Source organism: Paenibacillus sp. J22R232, assembly GCF_056269165.1.
In genome coordinates, this window is record NZ_JBWDNK010000007.1 from 155175 (window position 1) to 177506 (window position 22332).

21 protein-coding genes are annotated in these 22332 nt (G+C 51.5%); 15 read left to right on the top strand and 6 right to left on the bottom strand.

Features of this window, described 5'->3' with window-relative positions; genetic code table 11:
- Positions 1-21: 21 nt before the first annotated feature.
- Genes AC0YN3_RS20875 through AC0YN3_RS20890 form a run of 4 tightly spaced genes read left to right on the top strand, consistent with a single transcriptional unit; the run spans position 22 to position 4221 of the window.
- Positions 22-966: a DUF4430 domain-containing protein gene (locus AC0YN3_RS20875; RefSeq protein ID WP_475776893.1), complete on the top strand. Its 945-nt coding sequence runs from the start codon at positions 22-24 to the stop codon at positions 964-966.
- Positions 966-1856: an energy-coupling factor transporter transmembrane component T gene (locus tag AC0YN3_RS20880; RefSeq protein ID WP_475776894.1), complete on the top strand. Its 891-nt coding sequence runs from the start codon at positions 966-968 to the stop codon at positions 1854-1856. Before AC0YN3_RS20875 ends, AC0YN3_RS20880 begins: the two co-directional genes overlap by 1 nt.
- Entirely contained in the window at positions 1829-3499 is a 1671-nt protein-coding gene (locus tag AC0YN3_RS20885; protein WP_475776895.1) for an ABC transporter ATP-binding protein, read from the top strand. Before AC0YN3_RS20880 ends, AC0YN3_RS20885 begins: the two co-directional genes overlap by 28 nt.
- The gene (locus tag AC0YN3_RS20890) at positions 3481-4221 is read left to right on the top strand and encodes an ECF transporter S component (RefSeq protein ID WP_475776896.1); all 741 of its coding nucleotides are present in this window, start codon (positions 3481-3483) and stop codon (positions 4219-4221) included. The genes AC0YN3_RS20885 and AC0YN3_RS20890 overlap by 19 nt, the downstream gene beginning before the upstream one ends.
- A 90-nt stretch (positions 4222-4311) precedes the next feature.
- Here the strand turns inward: AC0YN3_RS20890 and AC0YN3_RS20895 are convergent, their stop codons facing one another.
- The 3 genes from AC0YN3_RS20895 to AC0YN3_RS20905 form a co-directional block, all read right to left on the bottom strand.
- Entirely contained in the window at positions 4312-4824 is a 513-nt protein-coding gene (locus tag AC0YN3_RS20895) for an SRPBCC domain-containing protein (RefSeq protein ID WP_475776897.1), read from the bottom strand.
- Between the two features lie 12 nt (positions 4825-4836).
- Positions 4837-5181 carry an ArsR/SmtB family transcription factor gene (locus AC0YN3_RS20900; protein WP_183565162.1) on the bottom strand — a complete coding sequence of 115 codons (345 nt, stop codon included), beginning with the start codon at positions 5179-5181 and terminating at the stop codon, positions 4837-4839.
- A 159-nt stretch (positions 5182-5340) separates the two neighbouring features.
- Positions 5341-6171 (bottom strand): oxidoreductase, encoded by an 831-nt coding sequence (locus tag AC0YN3_RS20905; RefSeq protein ID WP_475776898.1) that lies wholly within the window; start codon positions 6169-6171, stop codon positions 5341-5343.
- Between the two features lie 228 nt (positions 6172-6399).
- On the opposite strand from AC0YN3_RS20905, the gene AC0YN3_RS20910 reads away from it, so the two are divergent.
- Both AC0YN3_RS20910 and AC0YN3_RS20915 read left to right on the top strand, forming a co-directional pair.
- A complete protein-coding gene (locus tag AC0YN3_RS20910) occupies positions 6400-6963 on the top strand; it encodes a TetR/AcrR family transcriptional regulator (protein ID WP_475776899.1) in 564 nt (187 codons plus the stop codon).
- An 89-nt stretch (positions 6964-7052) separates the two neighbouring features.
- On the top strand, positions 7053-7250 hold the full coding sequence (locus AC0YN3_RS20915) for a hypothetical protein (RefSeq protein WP_475776900.1): 198 nt from the start codon (positions 7053-7055) through the stop codon (positions 7248-7250).
- Positions 7251-7359: 109 nt separating this feature from the next.
- Here AC0YN3_RS20915 and AC0YN3_RS20920 read toward each other — a convergent pair whose 3' ends face one another.
- Positions 7360-7770 carry a VOC family protein gene (locus AC0YN3_RS20920; protein WP_475776901.1) on the bottom strand — a complete coding sequence of 137 codons (411 nt, stop codon included), beginning with the start codon at positions 7768-7770 and terminating at the stop codon, positions 7360-7362.
- Positions 7771-7961: 191 nt separating this feature from the next.
- Between AC0YN3_RS20920 and AC0YN3_RS20925 the strand changes: the two genes are divergently transcribed.
- Complete coding sequence (locus tag AC0YN3_RS20925; protein WP_475776902.1) at positions 7962-8312, top strand: DUF805 domain-containing protein; 351 nt, start codon at positions 7962-7964, stop codon at positions 8310-8312.
- Between the two features lie 58 nt (positions 8313-8370).
- On the opposite strand, the gene AC0YN3_RS20930 is transcribed toward AC0YN3_RS20925, so the two are convergent.
- Positions 8371-8820, bottom strand: coding sequence for a YdeI/OmpD-associated family protein (locus tag AC0YN3_RS20930; protein WP_475776903.1), 450 nt, complete (start codon positions 8818-8820; stop codon positions 8371-8373).
- A 213-nt stretch (positions 8821-9033) separates the two neighbouring features.
- Here AC0YN3_RS20930 and AC0YN3_RS20935 point away from each other — a divergent pair, with 213 nt between their 5' ends.
- Positions 9034-10590, top strand: a complete 1557-nt coding sequence (locus tag AC0YN3_RS20935; RefSeq protein ID WP_475776904.1) for an ABC-F family ATP-binding cassette domain-containing protein — start codon at positions 9034-9036, stop codon at positions 10588-10590.
- A 199-nt stretch (positions 10591-10789) separates the two neighbouring features.
- The gene (locus AC0YN3_RS20940; RefSeq protein ID WP_475776905.1) at positions 10790-12334 is read left to right on the top strand and encodes an SAM-dependent methyltransferase; all 1545 of its coding nucleotides are present in this window, start codon (positions 10790-10792) and stop codon (positions 12332-12334) included.
- A gap of 478 nt (positions 12335-12812) precedes the next feature.
- On the opposite strand, the gene AC0YN3_RS20945 is transcribed toward AC0YN3_RS20940, so the two are convergent.
- The gene (locus tag AC0YN3_RS20945; RefSeq protein ID WP_475776906.1) at positions 12813-13676 is read right to left on the bottom strand and encodes an AraC family transcriptional regulator; all 864 of its coding nucleotides are present in this window, start codon (positions 13674-13676) and stop codon (positions 12813-12815) included.
- Between the two features lie 200 nt (positions 13677-13876).
- Here AC0YN3_RS20945 and AC0YN3_RS20950 point away from each other — a divergent pair, with 200 nt between their 5' ends.
- The 6 genes from AC0YN3_RS20950 (at position 13877) to AC0YN3_RS20975 (ending at position 22328) form a co-directional block, all read left to right on the top strand.
- Positions 13877-14662, top strand: a complete 786-nt coding sequence (locus tag AC0YN3_RS20950) for an SDR family NAD(P)-dependent oxidoreductase (RefSeq protein ID WP_475776907.1) — start codon at positions 13877-13879, stop codon at positions 14660-14662.
- Between the two features lie 23 nt (positions 14663-14685).
- Entirely contained in the window at positions 14686-15783 is a 1098-nt protein-coding gene (locus AC0YN3_RS20955) for a mandelate racemase/muconate lactonizing enzyme family protein (protein ID WP_475776908.1), read from the top strand.
- A gap of 20 nt (positions 15784-15803) precedes the next feature.
- Positions 15804-16577: an SDR family NAD(P)-dependent oxidoreductase gene (locus AC0YN3_RS20960; RefSeq protein ID WP_475776909.1), complete on the top strand. Its 774-nt coding sequence runs from the start codon at positions 15804-15806 to the stop codon at positions 16575-16577.
- Between the two features lie 31 nt (positions 16578-16608).
- Complete coding sequence (locus AC0YN3_RS20965) at positions 16609-17526, top strand: fumarylacetoacetate hydrolase family protein (RefSeq protein WP_475776910.1); 918 nt, start codon at positions 16609-16611, stop codon at positions 17524-17526.
- An 18-nt stretch (positions 17527-17544) separates the two neighbouring features.
- Positions 17545-19869: a glycoside hydrolase family 95 protein gene (locus tag AC0YN3_RS20970; protein WP_475776911.1), complete on the top strand. Its 2325-nt coding sequence runs from the start codon at positions 17545-17547 to the stop codon at positions 19867-19869.
- Between the two features lie 158 nt (positions 19870-20027).
- Positions 20028-22328, top strand: a complete 2301-nt coding sequence (locus AC0YN3_RS20975) for a helix-turn-helix domain-containing protein (protein WP_475776912.1) — start codon at positions 20028-20030, stop codon at positions 22326-22328.
- The last annotated feature ends 4 nt before the right edge of the window (positions 22329-22332 follow it).

The window sequence follows — 22332 nt, forward strand, 5'->3', positions numbered from 1 at the left end:
AGCTAAGGAGGCGCATGAATAATGAACAGGAACAAATGGCTGGCGGCGCTCGTCGTTGTCGGCGTGCTAGCGGTTGCTTTCTTTTGGGGCGGCAATTACCCAAAGATGGATGTGCTGCCAGCTCCGAGCGTGACACAGGAAGCGGCAGCAACGCAGACTGCTCAGCCAGATCAGGCGGAGCAGAGCAGTGTGCCACCGTCGAGTACGTCATTGCCTTCCGGCACGGCTAAGCCAGAGGAATCCGCAAAGCCAGCCGCTTCCCCGGCAGACGATATGCCGACGCAGGAACAAACCGAAACGAAGCCGGAGCAAACTCCGACGGTTGGTGGAGGCGAAGCTGCTGCGACGGAGGCGCCAACGAAGGCAACGACGGAAGTGCCAACGAAGGCACCGGCAGTAGCGCCTACGAAGGCGCCTGTGAAGGCAACAAGCAAGCCAGCGCAGGCAAAGCCGGACACGGGCAAGGATAAATACCAGACGGATCCTGTTCCGGAGGGAAAACCGCAGCCTGTGGAGTGGCAGGATGCCACAATCGACAAAAGCGAGAAGTTAACCGTTACGCTGTCTGTCAAAGCGGATACGATTCTGAGCAATATGGATCTTTTCGATGAAGATAAGCTTGAGTTGCTGCCTAAGGACGGTATTATCTATAAAACGCAAAAGGTAACCTTCTACGAAGGGGAATCCGTATTTGACGTGTTGCTCCGTGAAATGAAAAAGAACAAAATCCACATGGAGTTTGAGATGACGCCCGTGTATAACAGCAATTATATAGAAGGCATTCATAATATCTATGAATTTGATTGCGGCGAGCTGAGCGGATGGATGTACAAAGTGAACGGCTGGTTTCCGAACTATGGCAGCAGCCGCTATATGCTGAAGGATGGCGACGTCATTGATTGGGTATATACCTGTGACCTCGGCAGGGACGTTGGCGGAGATAATACGGCGGGGGCTAAGCCATAATGAAGGACCGGTTCTCCAGCTTTCATCCGATCGTAAACTTTGTTTATTTTGCCGCCGTCCTCCTGTTCGGCATGGTGTTCATGCATCCCATTCTACAGGCGGCTTCGCTTGCAAGCGCGCTGCTTTATTCGATCATGCTGAATGGGAAAAAAGCGGTTACCTTCAATGTGCTATACATGCTGCCGCTGCTGCTTGTGACTGCGGTCTTGAACCCGCTGTTTAACCATGCCGGCGTAACGATCCTGTTTTATTTGGAGAACGGCAATCCGATTACGCTTGAATCCATTGCCTACGGCGTATCGGCTGCCTGCATGTTCGTAACGGTCATTATTTGGTTTTCTTGTTATAACGCGGTGATGACCTCGGATAAGTTCATATACCTATTTGGCAAAATCATGCCGGCTCTCTCGCTTATTTTCTCTATGGTGCTGCGGTTCGTACCGCGTTATATCGCGCAGTTGAAGGTGATTTCGAATGCTCAGAAATGCATTGGCAGGGATGTGTCGCAAGGCAGCATACTCGCGAGGGCACGCAACGGGATGACGATTCTGTCGATCATGACCACCTGGGCACTGGAGAATGCAATCGAAACGGCGGATTCCATGAAATCGAGAGGCTATGGGCTGCCGGGCCGCACGAGCTTCTCCTTGTTTCGATTCGATAACCGGGACAAACTCGTGTTTCTTCTTATGCTGGGGCTGATTGCGGTCATATTAACGGGCGCTGTTCTAGGCGAGAATACGATGCGATTTTTTCCTTCAATTAAAGTACCGGATAAGTCGCTGCTTAGCTTTACCATTTATATGGCTTATTTGGGACTAGGCCTGCTGCCCGTCATTATCAATGTGCTGGAGGAAATCAAATGGAAACGTATCGAGTCGAGGATGTAGTCTTCGCCTTCCCCGAGAAGGAGAAAGAGGCACTCTCGCATATAAGCCTGACCATAACGAGCGGGGAGTTCATTACGATTTGCGGAAAATCGGGCTGCGGCAAAAGCACCTTGCTGAGACAGCTGAAATCAATCCTTACCCCGCATGGCAAACGAAGCGGAAAGATATATTTCTGCGGGCAGCCGATCGAGGAGGTTGATCAGCGTACGCAGGCGTCCGAGATCGGCTTCGTGCTCCAAAACCCGGACAATCAAATCGTCACCGACAAGGTATGGCATGAGCTGGCGTTCGGCTTGGAGAGTCTTGGCTGCGATAGCGCCACTATCAGGCTCCGGGTTGCCGAGATGGCAAGCTTCTTCGGTATCCATACCTGGTTTCGCAAAAACGTGTCGGAGCTGTCCGGCGGGCAAAAGCAGCTGCTCAATCTGGCGTCCATCATGGCTATGCATCCGTCCGTGCTCATCCTGGATGAGCCCACCTCCCAGCTCGACCCGATTGCCGCATCGGATTTTCTGGAAACGGTAAAGAAGATCAACCGCGAGCTTGGCACCACGGTTATTATGACCGAGCATCGGCTGGAAGAGATCATTCCGATTACCGACCGGCTGATCGTTATGGACGAGGGAGCAATCATCGCAGAAGGCTTGCCCGAGCAGGTAGGTGCCGCGCTAAACCGGATGAAGCATCCGATGTTCCTGTCTATGCCTACGCCTATGCAAATCCATGCGGGAGTAAGCGGCAGCTTGCCTAGCCCGGTTACGGTAAAGGAAGGGCGGCAGTGGCTAAATGCGTATATGAGCGGCAAAACGGCGGTTGCACTCGACATTGTCGAAGCAAGTCCGAAGCAGGCAGCAGCGCCTGTTATTCAGTTCAAGGACGTATGGTTCAAGCATGACAGGAATGGCCCTGACGTGATAAAGGATCTGACCTTTACCGTCGAAGCGGGGCAGTTTTATTGCCTTGTAGGCGGCAACGGAACCGGCAAGACGACAACGCTATCGTTAATGAGCGGCATTCTGCAGCCCTATCGGGGCAAGATTCTAATCGGTGGCAAAAATCCGTTGAAAATGAATGTAAAAGAGCTGTTCACGAACAATGTAGGCATCCTGCCGCAAAACCCCCAAACGCTGTTCGTCAAAAAAACAGTCCGCCTCGATCTGTACGAAATGCTGTCCCAGACTGCGTTGACCAAGGAAGAGAAGGCAAGCAAGATCGATGAAATGGTTGCCTTTGCGGAGCTGGACCATCTGCTGGACATGCATCCTTATGATTTGAGCGGAGGCGAGCAGCAGCGGGCAGCCCTAGCGAAGGTTTTGCTCTTGGAGCCGCGGGTTTTGCTGCTGGATGAGCCGACGAAAGGCTTGGACGGCTTCTTCAAGGAAAAGCTCGCACGGTTTCTTCAGAAGCTGAACGCAAGCGGGGTAACGATCGTCATGGTCTCGCATGACGTCGAGTTCTGTGCCAAGTACGGCGAGATATGCTCGATGTTTTTTGACGGCAGCATCATTACGACGAACACGGCAATCCGGTTTTTTGCGGGAAATAGCTTCTACACGACGGCCGCGAACCGAATGGCTAGGCATATATGGAGCGATGGCGTAACGATAGAGGGGGTGATAGAGCGATGCCAGAAAAGCCGTTAGCAGGCTCACGGCTCAGCCGCCGCACGTGGCTGGCTACCGTGCTTATTCTAGTGGTCATTCCGGCCACGATTTTATTCGGCATCGTGGTGCTGGATGACCGGAAATATTACTTCATCAGCCTCCTGATCGTCTTGTATACGATGCTCCCTTTTGCGCTCGTGTTCGAGAAAAGAAAGCCGCAGGCGCGTGAGTTGATCGTCATTGCCGTATTGGCTGCGATTGCCGTAGCCGGAAGGTCCGCGTTTTTTATGCTGCCGCAGTTTAAGCCGGTTGTGGCAATCGTCATTATTGCAGGCGTGAGCTTCGGCGCGGAAGCGGGCTTTCTGGTGGGGGCGACCGCGGGGTTCGTTTCCAACTTCTTCTTCGGCCAAGGCCCATGGACGCCTTGGCAAATGTTTTGCTTTGGCATTATCGGCTTCCTTGCAGGCATTTTGTTCCAAAAGGGACTGCTGAAAAAAACGAAGCTTTCGCTTTGCGTTTTCGGGGGGCTGTCCACCTTTTTGGTATATGGCGGCATTATTAACGCGGGCTCCGTCACGATGTTCTCATCAGAGTTTTCGTGGAAGGCGCTGGCTGCTTCCTATGTATCCGGATTTTGGTTTGACATCGTACACGCCTCTGCAACGGTGTTATTTCTATTCGTGCTGGCCCGTCCTATGCTTGAGAAGCTGGACCGTATCAAGACGAAATATGGCCTGATTGAGCCAGGGAACAATAGATAATAGGAATAAGAAAGCTGCAATATGACAATAGGGCAGTGCGGAGATCGCGTTAGATCCTCCGCACTGCCCTATTTATGAACTATGCCCTGTTTATTGAATGGCTTGCAGGTGCTCTCCAAGGCGGTCCCATGTTTCCGTAATGCCTTGCTCCATGCCCATATTCATAACGGTTTGAAGCGATTCTTCGGATGGGTAAGTCGACCGGCTGACAAGCTTCGTCCTATTGCCTTCCAATGCTTCAAAGGCCATCGTAATATGAGGGGAAGGCATGCCTTCGGTTACATTGCCCTCTGCATCAGAGAAAAAGTCGACATAGATGATTTTTTCATTAGGTATGATTTCCTCATAGACGGCCTTGCCCCATGATTCAAAACCGAAAAAGTCGCCTTGATTCTCGTCCACGCATTTCATGCAATAATGCCAGACGCCGCCTGGGCGGAAGTCCACTGAGCAGAACGGAACCTCCCAGCCGCGCGGTCCCCACCATTGCTTCAGATGCTCGGCCTGCGAGAATGCTTGGAAAACAAGCTCGCGCGGAGCATTGAATACGCGCTCTAGAACGAGGACAGGACCTTCTACTCGGGAAACCATTGTGTTCGACATTGTTACTCCTCCTTAGTTTTGGTCAGGCTTGGTATCCTTCTGTTGCGAGCTTTGCAGCTTCTCCAAATACTTGTCAAGCGAATCAAAGCGTTCTTCCCACATTCGCCGGTAGCCTCCGAGCCAAGAGTCGAGGGCTTGGAACGGAACAGCGCTAAGCTGGTAATTCCGGCGATTGGCGTCGGCGTGTACCTCAACGAGCCCGGCTTCGAGCAGGACCCGCAGATGCTTCGAGGCTTGCGGCTGGCGAAGCTGTAATCGGTCGGCGATATCTCCAACCGTCAACGGACCGTTAAGCAACAGCTCTACAATGCGTAAGCGGTTCGGTTCGGCCAGTGCGCTAAATGTTGTAATTTCCATTTAGGCCACCTCTTTCTTATGCTGCTAGCCGTTTTTTATATTTACAATATACTCAAATATGAATATTCCTGTCAAGGAATACTTGGAATTACACATACGCATGAAGGAAGAAGAAGGAAAGCTAGCTAGCATTTAAAAATGTCTGTGCCTTCTTAAGCATTATGATTTCGCCATTCTAGTTGTAATCAGCTTAAGGAAGCCGTCATAGCCGCGATCGGTTAGCACGAATCGAAAAAACAGGAATAATCTCGCAAAGGATCCAGCGACGTATCTGGTTTTCGGCCTGTGTGCATCAATCGACTTCTCGATGGTTTGAGCGATCACGTCCGGAGGAGAGGTTTTGTCTCCGGATGATTCCATAAGCTTGGCGTTCATCTGAGCCAGTTCTTTGTAAGCGGTGTGTCCGGATACTTCCAGCAGCTTCTTGCTCGCTATCCCGCCCCATTCCGAAGTAACGCCTCCTGGTTCGATAATAATGACATCAACGCCTGTACCGTTTAATTCCGTGCGAAGGCAGTCGCTTAACCCTTCTACCGCGTACTTCGTAGCATGGTACCAGCTGCCGAGAGGCTCATAGGTTCGGCCGCCGATCGAGGAGATATTGACGATTTTTCCGAATTTCTGAGCGCGCATATGAGGCAGTACCAATTGCGTTAGCCTCGCTAATCCAAAAACGTTAACCTCGAATTGATACTTGCCTTCAGATAACGGGACGTCCTCAAGCGCGCCGTAAGACCCGTACCCCGCATTATTAATCAATACATCGATCCGTCCTTGCTCTTGCATGATTTGATCAGTGACTTTTACCATGGATTCGTCGCTCGTTACGTCCATCTCAACCACTCGGATGCCTAGCTCCTGCAAATGCTTCATTTTATCCATACGCCTAGCGGCAGCATAGACGATGAGTCCGCGTTTATGAAGGCGAAGAGCTGTCGCTTCGCCGATTCCTGAAGAAGCGCCTGTAATGAGTGCGATTAGGTTTTGCAAGGAAATCTCCTCTTTCTATTTTGGAATATTTATTCCACTCGAGTATAAGCCCGGAATAGGAAAACGTCAAGTAATAGTTAAAATATCGTTTTTTTAATCGTTAAACAAATAATCATGTCTATTAAACCAGTATTTTGTGGAATAATAGTTCCAATACATTGACTTCTCGATATAGATACACTATTCTTTTTTGGAACATGATTTCGGATTAAGGCAGGGGTGCGTTGCGTGGGCAAATACGAGGATATTTTGGATGCTGCGTTGGATTTGATTGTTGAAGAGGGGATTCAGTCCGTCACCTTTGCCAAAATATTTAAACGGGGCTCCGTTGGGGCAGGGACCTTCTATCATTATTTTACGAATAAAGAAGAGCTTATTAACGAATTGTACAAACGATTAAGACTGAGCATGAGCGAAAAGCTGCTAAAGGGGTATGAGGAAGCGGGCTCGGGCATCTATGAACGGTTTAAGTGCCTAGTGCAAAATTATCTTCTCTATGCAAAAGCGTTTCCTCGAGAGTTTGTATTTATTGACAGCTACTCTTTTTCCTCCGGTATTTCGCCTGAAATAAGAAGCCTCAACGACTATGGAGGCATTCAAGAGCTGTTGGCCATCTTGGCGGAAGGCAAAAAACAAGGCATTCTTCAAGATATGGATGTAGAGCTTGGTATTCAAGTTGTATATGGCATCATTTGTTCTGTGGCAAGAGGATTCTTTATCCAGAAATATCCACTGAATGAGCTTCAGATTCAACAAACGGTGGATTCCTGCTGGAAAGCGATTAAATATTAGCTTGGCGGTAGAATGACGACGCAATCGGGTTGCTTCATAGGCTGCTGAGTTTGAGCTGTAACGCGATATGAGGATAAGGGGAGAGCGGGATGCGCGTGCTGGAGAAGATTTTTAATGGGATGGTCGTCATCGGCATGCTGCTGCTGGTCGGACGATTGGTTACGGTTATCCTGCGAGTAATGGACATTCCGTTTATTACTTTTTTTAAGGATTACAGCGTCATTTCGTTCATCATTTTGATCGTTGGCGCGATTGGCTCGCAAGTGCTAAAGGACAAAAACAAATGACTTTATTGGCGTGATAGGATAAATAAACATTAAACGGGACGATCTCTTCTGCTTGCCGCAGATGGGTATCGTCCCTTTTAAAGTGGCGAAACATCGGTATGCCATCCGTTTAAGACTGTGTTCCGCCTCTTATGATCGTAGGGGTATAACTTGAAATTTCGATGAGGTTGGCATCGGGATCGCGGATGTAGATAGAAGTCATCGGACCGAGTGCTCCGGAGCGCTCAACGGGACCTAATACGACAGGTACGCCGAGGTTGTTGAGATGCTGGAGAACGGCAGGAGGTGTATCGTCTGTAATGAAGCAGATATCGCCCGATCCAGCTGTCGGGCGGCTCGCTTTCGGATCAATCTCGTTGCCAACCTCTTGGAAGTTGATTTTTTGCTGGCCGAATGCAGCTGCTTTTCTCCCTTGTCCGAACGCGATGATTTCCATGCCGAGAACTTTTTGATAAAAGGTGCAGGAGTCTTCAATGCTGGAGACGGTTAGCACCAGATGATCAAGTCGGATAATAGGCATAAGTTATGCTCCTTTCAAAGTTTTTAGCAGGAATAACTTATCAAATGATGATGAGGTTTAGCAATTAATTATGTTTATATAATTAAATTTCCATATATATTAAATTTAATGCAAACTCCGCCGATATACTATTCAGGTAAAATTTATGAAATAAGTAAGTTTTACTAATAATTTATTGGGGTGGACTAGAAATGAATTGGTACACGGAAGTATTGAAAAATTATGTGGGGTTTACCGGCAGGGCACGGCGCATGGAGTATTGGATGTTTTTTCTCGTCAATGCTCTTATTTCTATCGCGCTTGTCATTGTCGAATCGATTGTAGGCATGTCTGGCATAATATCGGGCCTATACTCGCTGGCGGTGCTGCTGCCGTCATTAGCGGTAGTGGTCCGCAGGCTGCATGACATTGGAAGAAGCGGACTCTGGATATTCATCGGAATAGTTCCTCTTATCGGTGCCATCGTGCTGTTGGTATTTTCCTTTATGGAAGGCGATTCAAACACGAATAAATACGGTCCTAACCCTAAGCTCTACGGTTAATATAGATGAAACGAACAAGACGAGAGCCCATCATTGGAGCTCTCGTTTGCTTTTCAGCCTATTGCGCGCGGCCTTCTTTGAGCATCGCTACCGTTTTGTCGATGCGCCGAAGCCGGGTTTCTGCCGTCTTCGCATCTTCAATAGCCAGCACGAGCCGGCGTTTGTTGCTATAGGACAGGCCTGTGAAAAAAGCGTTAGCCGCTGCTTCCGCCTCAAGGGCGGCAGCGAGGTCGCTTGGCACAGCAACTTCACGCGGTGCGTCGTCCAGCTCGATAGCAACGGTAACCTCTTCACCGGCAGCGACACCGGCTCCTATTCGATTCTCCGCGCTCAAAGGAACCATGAACCTGCCACCCATTGTGGCTACGGTGGTACGGTAGCTGTAAGCATTGATCGTGATGGTTACAGCGGGCTTCTTGCTTGTACCGAGCGCTGCCACGATTTCCTCAGGCACGGCGAAGCCGGTTGCGGTCTTGCCGCCAAGCTCAATAACGGATTGGAATTTCATCGGTTATGCCTCCATAATTATTCGATTCTTCGATGTCTTCCGCTAATACTACGGCGCCGAATGCCGGCGCGGTTTTGACGGCAGCGGCGATGACATGAAGCGCTCGCCCCGTAAATTTTAAAAATACGATATAGAATGGAATCCTACGTTGAGTTGCACGCCTCATAACGTTTATAATAATACGATAATATTAAAAAAGAAAAGGTGTCATTCATGAGCATATTAAATGTAGAACGATTAAGTCACGGCTTTGGGGATCGCGCGATCTTCAACGATGTATCCTTCCGCCTGCTGAAGGGCGAGCATATTGGGCTAATCGGAGCGAACGGCGAAGGTAAATCAACCTTTATGAACATCATTACGGGCAAGCTGCAGCCCGATGACGGCAAGGTGGAATGGTCTAAACGGATGCGCGTCGGCTATTTGGACCAGCATGCGGTTCTGAGCAAAGGCTCGACGATTCGCGACGTGCTGAAGGGAGCTTTTCAATACCTGTTCGATCTGGAGCAGGAGATGAATGATATGTACGGCAGAATGGGCGATGTCACGCCGGAGGAGCTTGAGAAGCTGCTTGAGGACGTAGGTACCATTCAGGATACGCTGACGAGCCAAGACTTCTATCTGATCGACGCGAAAATCGAAGAAACGGCACGCGGCCTTGGGCTGACCGATATTGGGCTGGACAAAGACGTCAATGATCTGAGTGGCGGTCAGCGGACAAAGGTTTTACTGGCAAAGCTGCTGCTGGAGAAGCCTGACATCCTGCTCCTGGATGAGCCTACCAACTATTTGGACGAGCAGCATATCGAATGGCTGAAGCGTTACCTGCAGGAGTACGAGAATGCGTTCATTCTGATCTCGCATGACATACCGTTCCTTAACAGCGTAATTAACTTGATTTATCATATGGAGAATCAAGAGTTGAACCGCTATGTGGGAGACTATGAGTACTTCCAGCAAGTGCATGAAATGAAAAAGCAGCAGCTGGAATCGGCGTTTAAGCGGCAGCAGCAGGAAATTGCCGACTTGAAGGATTTCGTTGCCCGCAACAAAGCGAGCGTAGCGACACGGAACATGGCCATGTCCCGCCAGAAGAAGCTCGACAAGATGGAAGTCATCGAAATTGCGAAGGAGAAGCCGAAGCCGCAGTTCAACTTCAAGGACGGAAGAACATCGGGCAAGCTTATTTTTGAAACGAAAGACCTTGTTATCGGTTATGACAGCCCGCTGTCCCGTCCGCTCGATCTGCGCATGGAGCGCGGGCAGAAGATCGCGCTCGTTGGCGCGAACGGCATCGGTAAGACTACGCTGCTGCGCAGCATTTTGGGAGAAATTCAAGCCATATCGGGTACGGTTCAGCGCGGGGAGCATCAGCAGGTCGGTTATTTCCAACAGGAGATGAAGGAGACTAATTACAACACTTGTATCGAAGACGTGTGGAAGGAGTTCCCTTCTTATTCGCAATTCGAAGTACGCGCTGCTCTGGCGAAGTGCGGTCTAACGACGAAGCATATTGAAAGCAAGATCGCCGTGTTAAGCGGCGGCGAGAAGGCGAAGGTGCGTTTGTGCAAGCTGATTAACAGCGAGACGAACCTACTCGTGCTCGATGAGCCAACGAATCACTTGGACGTGGACGCAAAGGACGAGCTGAAGCGTGCGCTCAAGGCGTACAAAGGCAGCATTATTCTTATTTCTCACGAACCGGAATTTTACCGCGATGTCGTAACCGATACGTGGAACTGCGAATCGTGGACGACGAAGGTATTCTAAGCCGTCTTATCCAAAAACCTGTCTAATCGCTCGGGATTAGACAGGCTTTTTTTAAATATAGGAAAGTATATCATTTCGCCAACTTTCTCTATATTTCTACGCGAAGCGTAAGCTTAGCCGCCAGAGGACGGCTTCAGCCGTTTACGCTTGGTAGCTGCCGAGCATGCATGCAAAAATAAAGCAAAGTAGGTTAAGCGGAATGACTAATCGCGATCAGCAAGTTTACCGGTTTAGCGAAGCACCGATTTGGGAGCTGCAGCGTGCCTATTTCGAAGAGCAAGGGGTCGAGGCATGGCAGCGCGAGGAAGTGCCGCAATATATTACGAGCAATCCGGTCATGGCGACCGCTTATGCCGAGATGATATTCGGCTTCCTGCAGGACAGGGCGGCCCAAGGGCATGCGTCGGAGACGGTCACGATCGTTGAGCTCGGGGCAGGCTCAGGGCAGCTGGCGTTCCATGTGCTGAAGGAGCTTTCGGCGCTTATTGCATTCGCGGAATTGGCGCTCCCGCCGTTTCGTTATGTGATGACTGATTTACCAGCTAAAAATATAGCTTTCTGGCGGCAGCATCGCAGCCTGATGCCGTTCGTAGAGCGGCGCCTTCTGGATTTCGCGCAATTTGATGCGACCAAGAGTGCCGATCTGCATTTGGCGGAATCGGGAGAAAAGATCCACGCGGGACAATTGGAGCAGCCGCTGCTCCTCATTGCCAACTATTTTTTTGACAGTATCCCGCAGGAGCTGATCTATGTCGATGAGGGGCTAATCTATGAGTGCCGCGTTTCCCTCAGTATGGAAGAGGGGGAGGATCAATCTGTCTCTGCTGGCATGCTGGGGAGAATGGTGCCGGAATACCATTATTGCAGAGCTGCCGAGTATGAACAGGACAACTATCCTTATCGCGAGGCAATCGCGTTGTACAGGGAGAAGCTTGAAGATTCCCACATTCTTTTCCCTGTTGCGGGACTTGAGTGCTTAGAGAGGCTTGGGCTATTATCCCGAGCGGGCTTTGTCCTGCTAACGGCAGACAAAGGCGACCACCGGATCGAAAACTGGGCATTCGCTGAGCCGCCAAAGCTGATTCACCATGGGAGCTTTTCCTTGACGGCGAATTACCATGCGATCCAGCATACGTTCGAGCAGAAGGGCGCGCTTACCCATTTCACGGAGCATCATTACAAAAACTTGAACGTAGGCTGCATCTTGATGGTGAATCAGCCAGCAGGGTTCATCCAGACGCGCCTTGCCTATCGCCGTTATGTCGACCGTTTCGGCCCTGATGATTTTTTTAGCTTAAAGCTTTGGTTCGATGAGCATTTAAATACGCTGGAGCTCTCGCAGCTATTGGCTTTCTGGCGCCTTGGACGCTTTGATCCACAGCTGTTTCTGCAGAGCGCGGGCCGCATCGAGAGCTTGCTGGAAGACTGCGGGGAAGAAGAGGCAGAGGATTTAAGGCAAGGCATGGTTGCGATGTGGCAAAGGTATTATCCGCTGGATGAGCGGCAGGATTTGGCGCTTATTTGCGCGATGCAGCTGTACCGACTGGAGCTGTACGAGGCTGCGGGAGACTTCTATGAGAAGTCGCTTGCCAGTCACGAGGGAACGGCCGAAACGTTGTATGGCATGGCGATTTGCTGCTATGAAACGGAACGGGAGGCGGAGGCGCTCCATTATGCGGAACGCGCGTTAAGGCTAGAGCCCTTGCATGAGGGAGCGGCTGCGCTGCTTGGTCATTCAGAGTAGATAGAAAGGGGCTGACTCAAAGGGGAGCGCTCCCTGATGAAGCAGCTCGCACCATTGAAAATAAGAAGAATTTCGTATTAAACAAGCGTTGCAGAGGGCTAATCTGCAACGCTTGTTTTTGGTTTGGGTCTCTTGCCGCGTTCTTCAGAAAATGATGTTGAACGGAGCATGTAAATGATTCTGAAGAAGCGCCAGCGGTCGTTTTTGTGAAGGGATTAGGGTCTCTCCTCGTTGATCCAAAGGAATGCCCGAGCAATGGCGATCGGAAGAATAGTTACATGTGCAGGTTGCCGTTTAACCTGAATAACAAAGATATTGCATCGTCAACTACTGACTTATGGGATAGCCCTTTTTACATGCGAGGTTAATCCTCATCCTCTTCAAGCACGGAGGCTGCTCCTCAACGCCTTCAAGTACGGCTTCGAATGACGTATAGGTCAAGAAACCTCCCCCGGAAACAGGAGGGTTGGAAACGGCATCAGCTTCTGGATTGCGGCTGCAAGCGGTAATGCTTGGGGCTTACGCCGTAGAAAGCGCTGAAATGCCGCGTAAACGGATGAATGGAGGAATATCCGAGCCGTTCGGCGATGGCGGTAACGCTACTCTCGCTCTCCAGCAGAAGATGCGAGGCACGCCTCATGAGCAGCTTATGGTGATAGGCTTTCGGCGTCAGCCCGGTCTCGCGCAAAAACAAAGCGTGGAAATAGGTTCGTTTCAAACCGCAGAAGGTCCACCACGTTTCAACCGGCTCGCGCTGCTCGGGATGATCATTCAAATGAGCAAGCAGGCGGACGATTCGGTAATCGGTCGGCTGATGCGTATGGATGGTGTTATGCCAGCTGAGAACCCATGCATACAGAAGGCTGTTCATCATTTCGGTCCGATAATAAACCGCGTTATGGTAAAGCTTAGCGAGCGTAACCAGCGACTCGTACAGCTCCGGATAAGGCTGCAAAGAGAAGACGGAGGGCAGGCTGTCCAGCTCGCCGCAAGGATAGGACAATGCCGTCTCGCCGAGCTCGAAGGGTTCCGGCGCGTAGATGAAGGTCCGATTGGCAGAGACAGGCTGAGCCTCGCTCCATAGATCGAAATAAAGATTATGCGACGATAAAGGATGGTCCGGCGAAATATGGAAGGCATGCTGCTCCCCAGGCCTTAGAAATATAAGGGTCCGGTTCTCGATCACGTACCGTTTTCCGTCAATCTCCATTTCCCCGGGCCCATCGGTAAAAAGATGAAAGGCATAAACGCTGCATACCCGCAGCTTTTCGTTCGAGCTTCCATCGTAGAGGTAGTACATCGAGTCTCCGACATGAGGAGTCATTTCATTCAAGCCTCTCACGGCAACGCCGCCTCGCTTTCCTTATTCCTAAAATATAGCGGATGATTTGATAAATTTATGGATCGTAGATCAAATACGATAAGTTATGTAAATGATACAATAACTGCATTATTAAGAATAGATCTATGCGGTAAGTTACGGATAAATTATCAACATATTTTATGACGTCGGTCATTTGATGCTGACTGCAAAAAGGAGGCATGCTCTTGCGGTTTAAAGATAAAGTCGTGCTTGTCACCGGTGGGGGCTCAGGAATCGGCGAGGTAAGCGCGGAGCTGTTCGCCGCGGAAGGCGCGCATGTTATTATAGCGGATCGGAATGGAGCGGAAGGGCAGCGCTCGGCCGATAATCTATGCAAGCGCTATTCAGCATTGAAAGGGCTTCCACGAGCAGCTGCGATGGAGACGGATGTATCGCGGGAGACGGATGTAGAAGCGTTGCTGGCTCAAACGTTACAGAAGTACGGCAAGCTCGACGTGCTGTTCAACAATGCGGCCGTCATTTGCTCGAGGCCGCTCGAAGAGATTGATGAACGCATGTTTGACCAGCTATACGCCGTTAATGTGAAAGGCGTTTATTTGATGATTAAGCATGCCATTCCGCATTTGCGCAGGACAAAAGGGAGCGTTGTTAATATGTCCTCCCTTAACGGGCTTGTCGGACAGCGGCAGAATCCGATCTACGCCGCTTCCAAGGGTGCCGTCATCGCATTGACCAAATCGCTTGCGCTCGATTATGCGCAGGACGGCGTAAGGGTCAATTGCGTATGCCCGGCAGGGGTGATGACGCCGCTGCTGGACGAGTGGACGAGGCAGCAGCCGAGTCCCGCCGAAGCGGTGCAATCGCTTAATGCGATGCATCCGCTTGGAAGGCCTGCATCCTCCGAGGAGGTTGCCCAAGCCGTGCTGTTTCTGGCATCCGAACAGGCCGCATTTATTACCGGGGTTGCCCTGCCTGTCGAAGGCGGCGCCTCGCTCGGCTATTAAACGAAATCAAGGGAGAGCTTACGATGAAAATTACAAAAGTAGAAACGTTTGTGCTGCATGTCCCGATAGACCCGCCGATTACCGATGCCATCAATGTTGCGACACATTGGGGATTGTCTGGCGTTCGCATTTATACGGATGAGGGGTATGTCGGTTACGGCTATACAGGAACGTGCGCGCATGGCGACGATATGATCGTGGATACGATTGACCGTTATTATGCGCCTGAGCTGATCGGCAAGGACCCTTTTATGGTGAAGGAAATTTGGGACACGCTGCGCTTTGGCAAAATGCACTGGATCGGTCGCGCGGGCATCACGCATATGGCGCTGGCAGCAGTGGATATCGCGCTTTGGGACATTATGGCGAAGGCATCGAACAAGCCGCTTTGGCAATATCTTGGCGGTCATAAATCGAAGGGCATCAAAGCATACAACACGAACGGAGGCTGGCTGAACTGGTCGAAGGAGCGTTTGCTTAAGGATGTAACGGATATCGTCGAGCAGGGCTTTACCGGTGTCAAAATCAAGGTCGGAAAGGCTAACCCCCATGAGGATTACGACCGGGTGAAGGCCGTACGGAAGGCGATTGGCGACCAAACGATCTTCATGATCGACGTGAATCAGCAGTGGAACATTAACACGGCGATGACGTGGGGCAAGAAGCTGGAGGAATTTGATTTGTTCTGGCTGGAGGAGCCGCTTAATCCGGATGATATCATGGGCCACAAGAAGCTGGCTGACGCGTTGAACGTCCCAATCGCGCTGGGGGAGCATGTGTATTCGAAATATGCTTTCCGTGATTATATCCATCAAGGCGCGATTGAATATTGCCAGGTTGACGTGACACGGGTAGCCGGCATTACGGAATGGCTGCAGGTAGCCGGGCTTGCCGCTTCGTACGACATTCCGATCTGTCCGCATGTCGGCGATATGGGGCAGATCCATCAGCACTTGGTAGCCGCTACGCAAGGGGCAATCATGCTGGAATACATTCCATGGATTAGGTCGATTTTCGTTGAACCGGCTACTGTCGTTAACGGACAGTACGTGCTGCCGGAGCTGCCGGGAGCTTCTACCGAAATCATTCCTCGTTATTTCGACGAATACCGGATCAGATAGCGAATGAGAGGAGGATGTCTATGAGACTGCAGGGTAAAATCGCGCTCCTGACCGGAGCGGGCTCAGGTATCGGAAGAACGACCGCCGAGCTGTTCGCCAGAGAAGGCGCGACGGTGATCGTGAATGACATCGATGAAGCCAAGGGGCTGGAAACGGCTCAAAGCATCCAAGCAAGCGGGGGGAGCGCGCTGTTCCTGCACGCTGACGTTACGGATCCCGGCTCGGTACGCGAGATGGTGGAAAGCGCGCTGCAAGCCTATGGAAGAATCGATATTTTGTTCAACAATGCCGGCATTAGCGGCGTAGGTGCCATCCATGAGATTGAGCCGGAGGCATGGGACCGCGTCGTGCAGGTAAACCTGCGCGGGGTTTTCCTGCCGTCGAAGCATGTGCTGCCTTCCATGATGGAACGCAGATCCGGCAATATCATCAATATGTCATCCTGCATCGCGGAGATTGGGCTGGCGCGCCGGGCTTCCTACTCGGCTACCAAAGGCGCCGTGCTGGCGCTGACCAAGTCCATGCAGGTCGATTATGCCAAATACAACATTCGCGTGAACGCGATATTGCCGGGGACGATTATGACGCCGTTCGTCGAGCAGTATTTGCAAAGCTCGTACGATGATCCCGAAGCAGCTATCGCGGCAATCAAAACACGGCAGCTAAGCGGTCATTTAGGCAAACCGGAGGATGTGGCGAACGGGGTGCTATTTCTGGCTTCCGACGAGTCCTCCTTCATGATGGGCTCCCCGCTCTACATGGACGGCGGAGTCGTATTCGGCAAGGATGCTTGATGAAAGAAAAGCGAGAGGATGATGGAACAAGATGAAGCTGGTCACGATAGAGCAAGAAGGACAATTTAAGCTGGGCATCAAACGGGAAGATGGAATTTTCAATATTCATGCGGCGCTTGAAAGGTTCCCGAACGCGGGCATCTCTAGCGATGTAATGGCAGTAATCGAAGGCGGAGCGGAGAGCCTTGCCGCGTTGTCCGCATACGCGAATCACGTGCTTGAGTCGGCGGAGACTTTGGACGGATTGCTTATGTCTGAGGAGAACGTTCGCTTCGGGCCATGCGTCACGAGACCGAATAAGATCATTTGCGTCGGCTTGAACTACAGGAAGCATGCCGTAGAGACGAATGCGCCGATCCCCCAGTATCCCATTCTATTCAACAAGTTCAATAACACGCTTACGGGGCATCGCGAAGATATTGCGCTGCCGGAGCGTGTCACCTCGCAGGTGGATTACGAGGCGGAGCTTGTCATCGTCATCGGCAAGGCAGCTAAGTATGTGAGCAAGGATGAGGCGCTGCAGCATGTATTCGGCTACTGTAACGTCAATGACCTGTCGGCTCGCGATCTCCAAATGCGGACCCAGCAGTGGCTGCTCGGCAAAAGCTGCGATGATTTCAGTCCGATCGGCCCGTATCTGGTCACCGCGGACGAGATTCCGGATCCGAATAATCTTGAAATCAAATGCATCGTAAATGGAGAGACCCGTCAGCATTCCCATACATCCGATATGATATTCCCATGCGATGAGGTCGTTAGCTACATTTCGCAGCATATGACGCTTACGCCTGGCGATATTATTCTGACAGGTACGCCGGAGGGTGTCGTCCTTGGCTATCCGGAGGATCGCCGAGTCTATCTGAAGGACGGAGACGTCGTTACGATTGAGATCGAAGGCTTGGGCAGCCTCACCAACCGCCTCATTAGTGAAGCGAATACGAATATATAGCTAAGGGATGGATACAGCATGAATCAAGCGAAGCTTTGGTATAACGGACCGGGAGCGGGCTGGAAGCAGGGACTGCCGATCGGCAACGGAAGAATAGGCGCCGTCATTTACGGGGGAGCCTCGCAGGAAACGTGGAGCATGACGGAGCTGACCTATTGGTCGGGAAAGCCGGAACGTATTCCAGGCAGCGGCAAAGGGAAAGCCGGGCTTGGGGAGATGAGGGCTGCTTTTTTTAACGGAGATTATAACGAAGGCGATCAGTTGGCCAAGCAGATGCTTCAGCCGAAAAAGCAGAATTTCGGGACGAATCTCTCCGTATGCGATGTTGTGCTTCGGTTCGGGCCGGAGGGCGAAGGACTGAAACGCGAGCTTTGCTTGGATCATGCGATTGCGACCGTTTCATACACAAGCGAGGGAAGCAGCTTCATCCGCGAGACGTTCGCGACCCACGCGGACGGCATCGTTGTTTCTCGAATTAAAGGGGAGCAGCCGGGCGGGATATCCTTCTCGCTCTCGGTAAAGGGGCGTACTGGGAATTTCTCATCTGCCGTCAGGAATGACGATACGGTCGCATTCGGTGGGCAAGCGACGGAAGATATGCATAGCGACGGGACATGCGGCGTATTTTGCCGGGGACAGGTCAAGATCGTGGCCGAGGGTGGGAGCATCCGAAGCAGCGGCAGCGACATTGTCGTTACGAACGCGGACGAAGCTATTATTTATTTCGCCATCCATACGGATTACCGCCAAACTGACGACCAGTGGACCAAGAGAAGCGAGGAGCAGATAGCTGCGGCTATCTCCAAGGGCTATACGCGCCTTAAAGCGGACCATATCGCCGATTATAGCGCATTGTACGCGCGTGTTTCCCTTGATTTGGGCGATACCGCTCATGACAGGCTGCCGACAGACGAGCGGATGCGGCGGCTGCAGAATGGGCAGCAGGATGATCCGGGCTTGATCGTCTTGTTTTTCCAATATGGCCGTTATTTGACGATTGCCGGCTCGCGCGCGGATTCCCCGCTGCCCCTGCATTTGCAGGGCGCATGGAATGACGGCGAAGCGAACCGCATGGCATGGAGCTGCGATTATCACCTGGATATCAACACGCAGATGAACTATTACCCGACCGAAATAAGCAATCTGGCGGAATGCCATGTTCCGTTGATGAATTACATTGAACGGCTGTCCGCATCGGGAAGGCACGCGGCACAGGATTTCTACGGCTGCGAGGGCTGGGTGGCGCATGTATTCTCTAACGCATGGGGCTTCGCGGCTCCGGGCTGGGAGACCGGCTGGGGACTGAATGTAACGGGCGGCCTATGGATCGCGATGCATTTGAAGGAGCATTATGAGTACGGGCTGGATCAATCGTTCCTGACGAAGCAGGCCTATCCGGTGATGAAGGAAGCGGCAGCGTTTTTCCTTGATTATATGACAGTGCACCCAAGCAATGGCTGGCTCGTTACCGGGCCTTCCAATTCCCCGGAGAACAGCTTCTACACGGGCAAACGGTCAGAAGGCCCGCAGCAGCTGTCGATGGGCCCGACGATGGATCAAGTGCTGGTAAGGGACTTGTTCGCTTTCTGCCTGGAGGCCGCCGAGCTGCTGGATACGGATGCTGAGCTGCAAGAGAAGCTGAGGGCGGCGATTGCTTTATTGCCGCCGCTGCAGATCGGCAAGAAGGGACAGCTGCAGGAATGGCTGGAGGATTACGAGGAGGCGCAGCCCGAGCATCGCCACCTTGCGCATCTGTTCGCGCTGTACCCGGGCAATCAGGTTACGCCGCACGGCACGCCGGAGCTCAGCGCAGCTGCCGAGCAAACGCTGATCCGCAGAATGACGGATGAGCTGGAGGATATTGAATTTACGGCAGTGCTGTTCGCAACCGGGTTCTCCCGGCTGTTCAACGGAGACCGAGCGCTCAAGCATATCAACCATTTGATCGGCGAGCTTTGCTTCGATAACCTGCTCACTTATTCGAAGGCAGGCGTTGCCGGGGCGGAGACGAATATATTCGTTATTGACGGCAATTACGGAGGAACGGCGGCAGTTGCGGATATTCTCCTCCAAAGCCATGCTGGCGAGATCCACCTGCTGCCAGCGCTGCCAGCCGCGTGGTCGAACGGCTCTTTCAACGGTTTAAGGGCGAAAGGGAATGCGGAGGTTGATGTTACTTGGGAGAACGGCATGCTGACAGGGGCGGCCATTCGCGCTCATTCTGCCGTTTCGCTAATTGTCCGTTACGGCGACCGTACCGCGACCATCGCATGCAAGCCAGGTCAAACGTACAGGCTGGACGCGAACCTTGGGCTGGTCGATCACGAAGTGACAGCGAAATAGCTTTTGAAAAGAGCGAACAGGACAACTACGAGCTTTATTAGTAGTTGTCTTTTCGCATCATTAGGTTATTATGAATGAGCGGGCATTTTAAACGCTGCACGGAGTTCCGGATATAACGGTTATGTAAGCGCTATTATATAGAGAAGGGTGGGTTGGACGTGCCGAAGTACTCAACGATCTTCCGCAAATTTCTCGTTTCTTATTTAATTATATTAATCATTCCAAGCATAGCGGGTTATGTTTCCTACCGCACTTCCATTTCGGTAACGCAATCCATCTCGATCGAGAATAGCGTTACGCAGCTGCAGCGAAGCCAGGAGATATTGGAGAGAAGGATGGTCGAGGTCGAGGGTTTTACCCGTCAGCTCGCTTTGAATCCGGATTTGAATAAATTGATGAACGAGAGGAAGCAAGGCGACGAGGTTAACGTATACGGCATATGGAGCATGGTGAAGCAGGTCACGCCGTTTAGCCAAACGAATGATTTTCTGCAAAATTACTTTATATACTTAAATAATTATGACGTTATTTTCACGCAGGGCTCGGCATACTTCCGACCGGAGCATTATTATCAAAACTTCCGCTATCCCGACCTGACGGTAGAGGAATGGAAGAAAGAAGTGCTGGGGCAGACTCACCGCAGTGAAATTATGCCGCTCCGCTCCTATATGAGCAATTCGAAGCAAACCTCGGTTATTACGTATATGCAGTCGCTACCGCTGGACAGCTTCAGCGGCTCATCGCCGGCTACCGTGGTTGTCATAATAAACCAGGAGAATATATCCAACCTATTGGCAGGGCTTGAGGACCGTTACGGCGGCTGGGCGCATATAAGCGACGCGCAAGGGAACACGATAGGCGTACGCGGCATAAGCGAGACGGACGTGAGAAAGCTGTCGTTGGATGCCGAGCTTGACCCGTCCAAGACGAGCCAATTCTATAATGATGACCTTGTCATCACGATTCATTCCGATAAGAACGGCTGGACCTATCGGGCAGGCGTCCCTCGCCAGGTGCTAATGGAGAATGCGAATCAAATCAAATACATTACGTGGCTGGTTACCGGAATTGCCATATTGCTAGGTTTGCTGGCTGGCTTGCTCTTGTCCTACCGGAACAGCGCGCCGATCAACCGGCTGCTTGGCGTCATGAAGGAGCATTTTGGCAAAGACGGCATTGCAGAGCGCAATGAGTATGATTTCCTGCAGGGCAACATATCGAACATGATTACGAGCAACCGGCAGCTTGAGCTTGAGCTGAAACGGCAGCTGCCCTTGGTGCGCGACGGTTTTCTGAAACGGCTGATTGCGGGCGAGTTCCACACGACGGAGGAAATTGCGGCTGCCGCAGCCCAAGCGGATATGAGCTTTTCTTCCGATGGGGGCTACGTAGGCATTCTACGCATTAATGGGTATTCCGGCATGGACAGCGTTGAAATTCTGAATGAGCTCGCCGCGGCAAGATTGATTCTGAAACAGGCCTTAACGGATGCCGTTAATGAGCTTCCGATGACGGATCTCGGTTCCGACCGAATCGTCATGATATGGACGGCACGGCCGGAGGAGGCTGGCGGGCTCGCGTGGAGACAGCAAATAAGCGAGACGCTTGAGAAGCTGGCGCAGGTTGCGTACACGGAATATAAAATATCGGTCACGGCTGCGTTCGGGGATAGCTATCCGGCCATTATGGATGCAAGCCATTCCTATGAGCAAGCGAAGCAGATGATGGAGTATGCGGAGTTTTCCAGCAAAAGCAACATGATCTGGTTTAGTGATTCGCGACTGGAAACGGCCACTTATTATTACCCGCTTGATATTGAACAGCGCTTGATTAGTACGATTAGGGCTGGTGATCCAGACGAGGCAAAGCGGATGCTGCTGTCCGTTATGGAGAAAAATACGGAGAACCAGCAGCTCTCGCCGGAGATGAAGCAGCAGTTGGTTGGCGAGCTGAAGGGTACGCTGCTCAAATTGCTTGATCAGAAGGCATTTATGGAATCGGAGCTGCTGCACACGCTCAAAAATCAAATGATAGGCATTCAAGCCTCCGATACGCTTAGCGTCATTCAGGATGAGATGATCGAGATCGTGAATGCGCTCTGCGGCGTTATCAATAGCAAGAAGAACAACGCACACATTCAAATGGTCGAGGATATCAAACAATTTATCGCAGAAGCATACGGCGACTCTGAGCTGACCTTATACCGGATAGCGGAGAAGGTAGAACGCCCGGAGAAATACATTTCGCAGCTGTTCAAGGAGGTTACGGACGTTAACGTATCCGATTACCTCGAGATGATCCGGATTGAGCAAGCCTCCTTGCTGCTGCGCACCGATGCTTGCACGGTGGACGAAATTGCGGCACGCGTAGGCTATAACAGCTCGCATTCCTTCCGCAGGGCATTCAAACGGGTGATGGGCGTTGCGCCAAGCTCCTATAGGCAATCCATAAATATATAAGCGT

Coding starts and splice junctions, on each gene's coding strand:
- AC0YN3_RS20930 (WP_475776903.1), bottom strand. CDS start 8,820: ATGAAATTCCAATCCGTTATTGAGCTTGGCGGCAAGACCGCAACCGGC.
- AC0YN3_RS20955 (WP_475776908.1), top strand. CDS start 14,686: ATGAAAATTACAAAAGTAGAAACGTTTGTGCTGCATGTCCCGATAGAC.
- AC0YN3_RS20915 (WP_475776900.1), top strand. CDS start 7,053: ATGCGCGTGCTGGAGAAGATTTTTAATGGGATGGTCGTCATCGGCATG.
- AC0YN3_RS20950 (WP_475776907.1), top strand. CDS start 13,877: ATGCTCTTGCGGTTTAAAGATAAAGTCGTGCTTGTCACCGGTGGGGGC.
- AC0YN3_RS20920 (WP_475776901.1), bottom strand. CDS start 7,770: ATGCCTATTATCCGACTTGATCATCTGGTGCTAACCGTCTCCAGCATT.
- AC0YN3_RS20970 (WP_475776911.1), top strand. CDS start 17,545: ATGAATCAAGCGAAGCTTTGGTATAACGGACCGGGAGCGGGCTGGAAG.
- AC0YN3_RS20890 (WP_475776896.1), top strand. CDS start 3,481: ATGCCAGAAAAGCCGTTAGCAGGCTCACGGCTCAGCCGCCGCACGTGG.
- AC0YN3_RS20960 (WP_475776909.1), top strand. CDS start 15,804: ATGAGACTGCAGGGTAAAATCGCGCTCCTGACCGGAGCGGGCTCAGGT.
- AC0YN3_RS20925 (WP_475776902.1), top strand. CDS start 7,962: ATGAATTGGTACACGGAAGTATTGAAAAATTATGTGGGGTTTACCGGC.
- AC0YN3_RS20875 (WP_475776893.1), top strand. CDS start 22: ATGAACAGGAACAAATGGCTGGCGGCGCTCGTCGTTGTCGGCGTGCTA.
- AC0YN3_RS20935 (WP_475776904.1), top strand. CDS start 9,034: ATGAGCATATTAAATGTAGAACGATTAAGTCACGGCTTTGGGGATCGC.
- AC0YN3_RS20940 (WP_475776905.1), top strand. CDS start 10,790: ATGACTAATCGCGATCAGCAAGTTTACCGGTTTAGCGAAGCACCGATT.
- AC0YN3_RS20885 (WP_475776895.1), top strand. CDS start 1,829: ATGGAAACGTATCGAGTCGAGGATGTAGTCTTCGCCTTCCCCGAGAAG.
- AC0YN3_RS20965 (WP_475776910.1), top strand. CDS start 16,609: ATGAAGCTGGTCACGATAGAGCAAGAAGGACAATTTAAGCTGGGCATC.
- AC0YN3_RS20900 (WP_183565162.1), bottom strand. CDS start 5,181: ATGGAAATTACAACATTTAGCGCACTGGCCGAACCGAACCGCTTACGC.
- AC0YN3_RS20895 (WP_475776897.1), bottom strand. CDS start 4,824: ATGTCGAACACAATGGTTTCCCGAGTAGAAGGTCCTGTCCTCGTTCTA.
- AC0YN3_RS20880 (WP_475776894.1), top strand. CDS start 966: ATGAAGGACCGGTTCTCCAGCTTTCATCCGATCGTAAACTTTGTTTAT.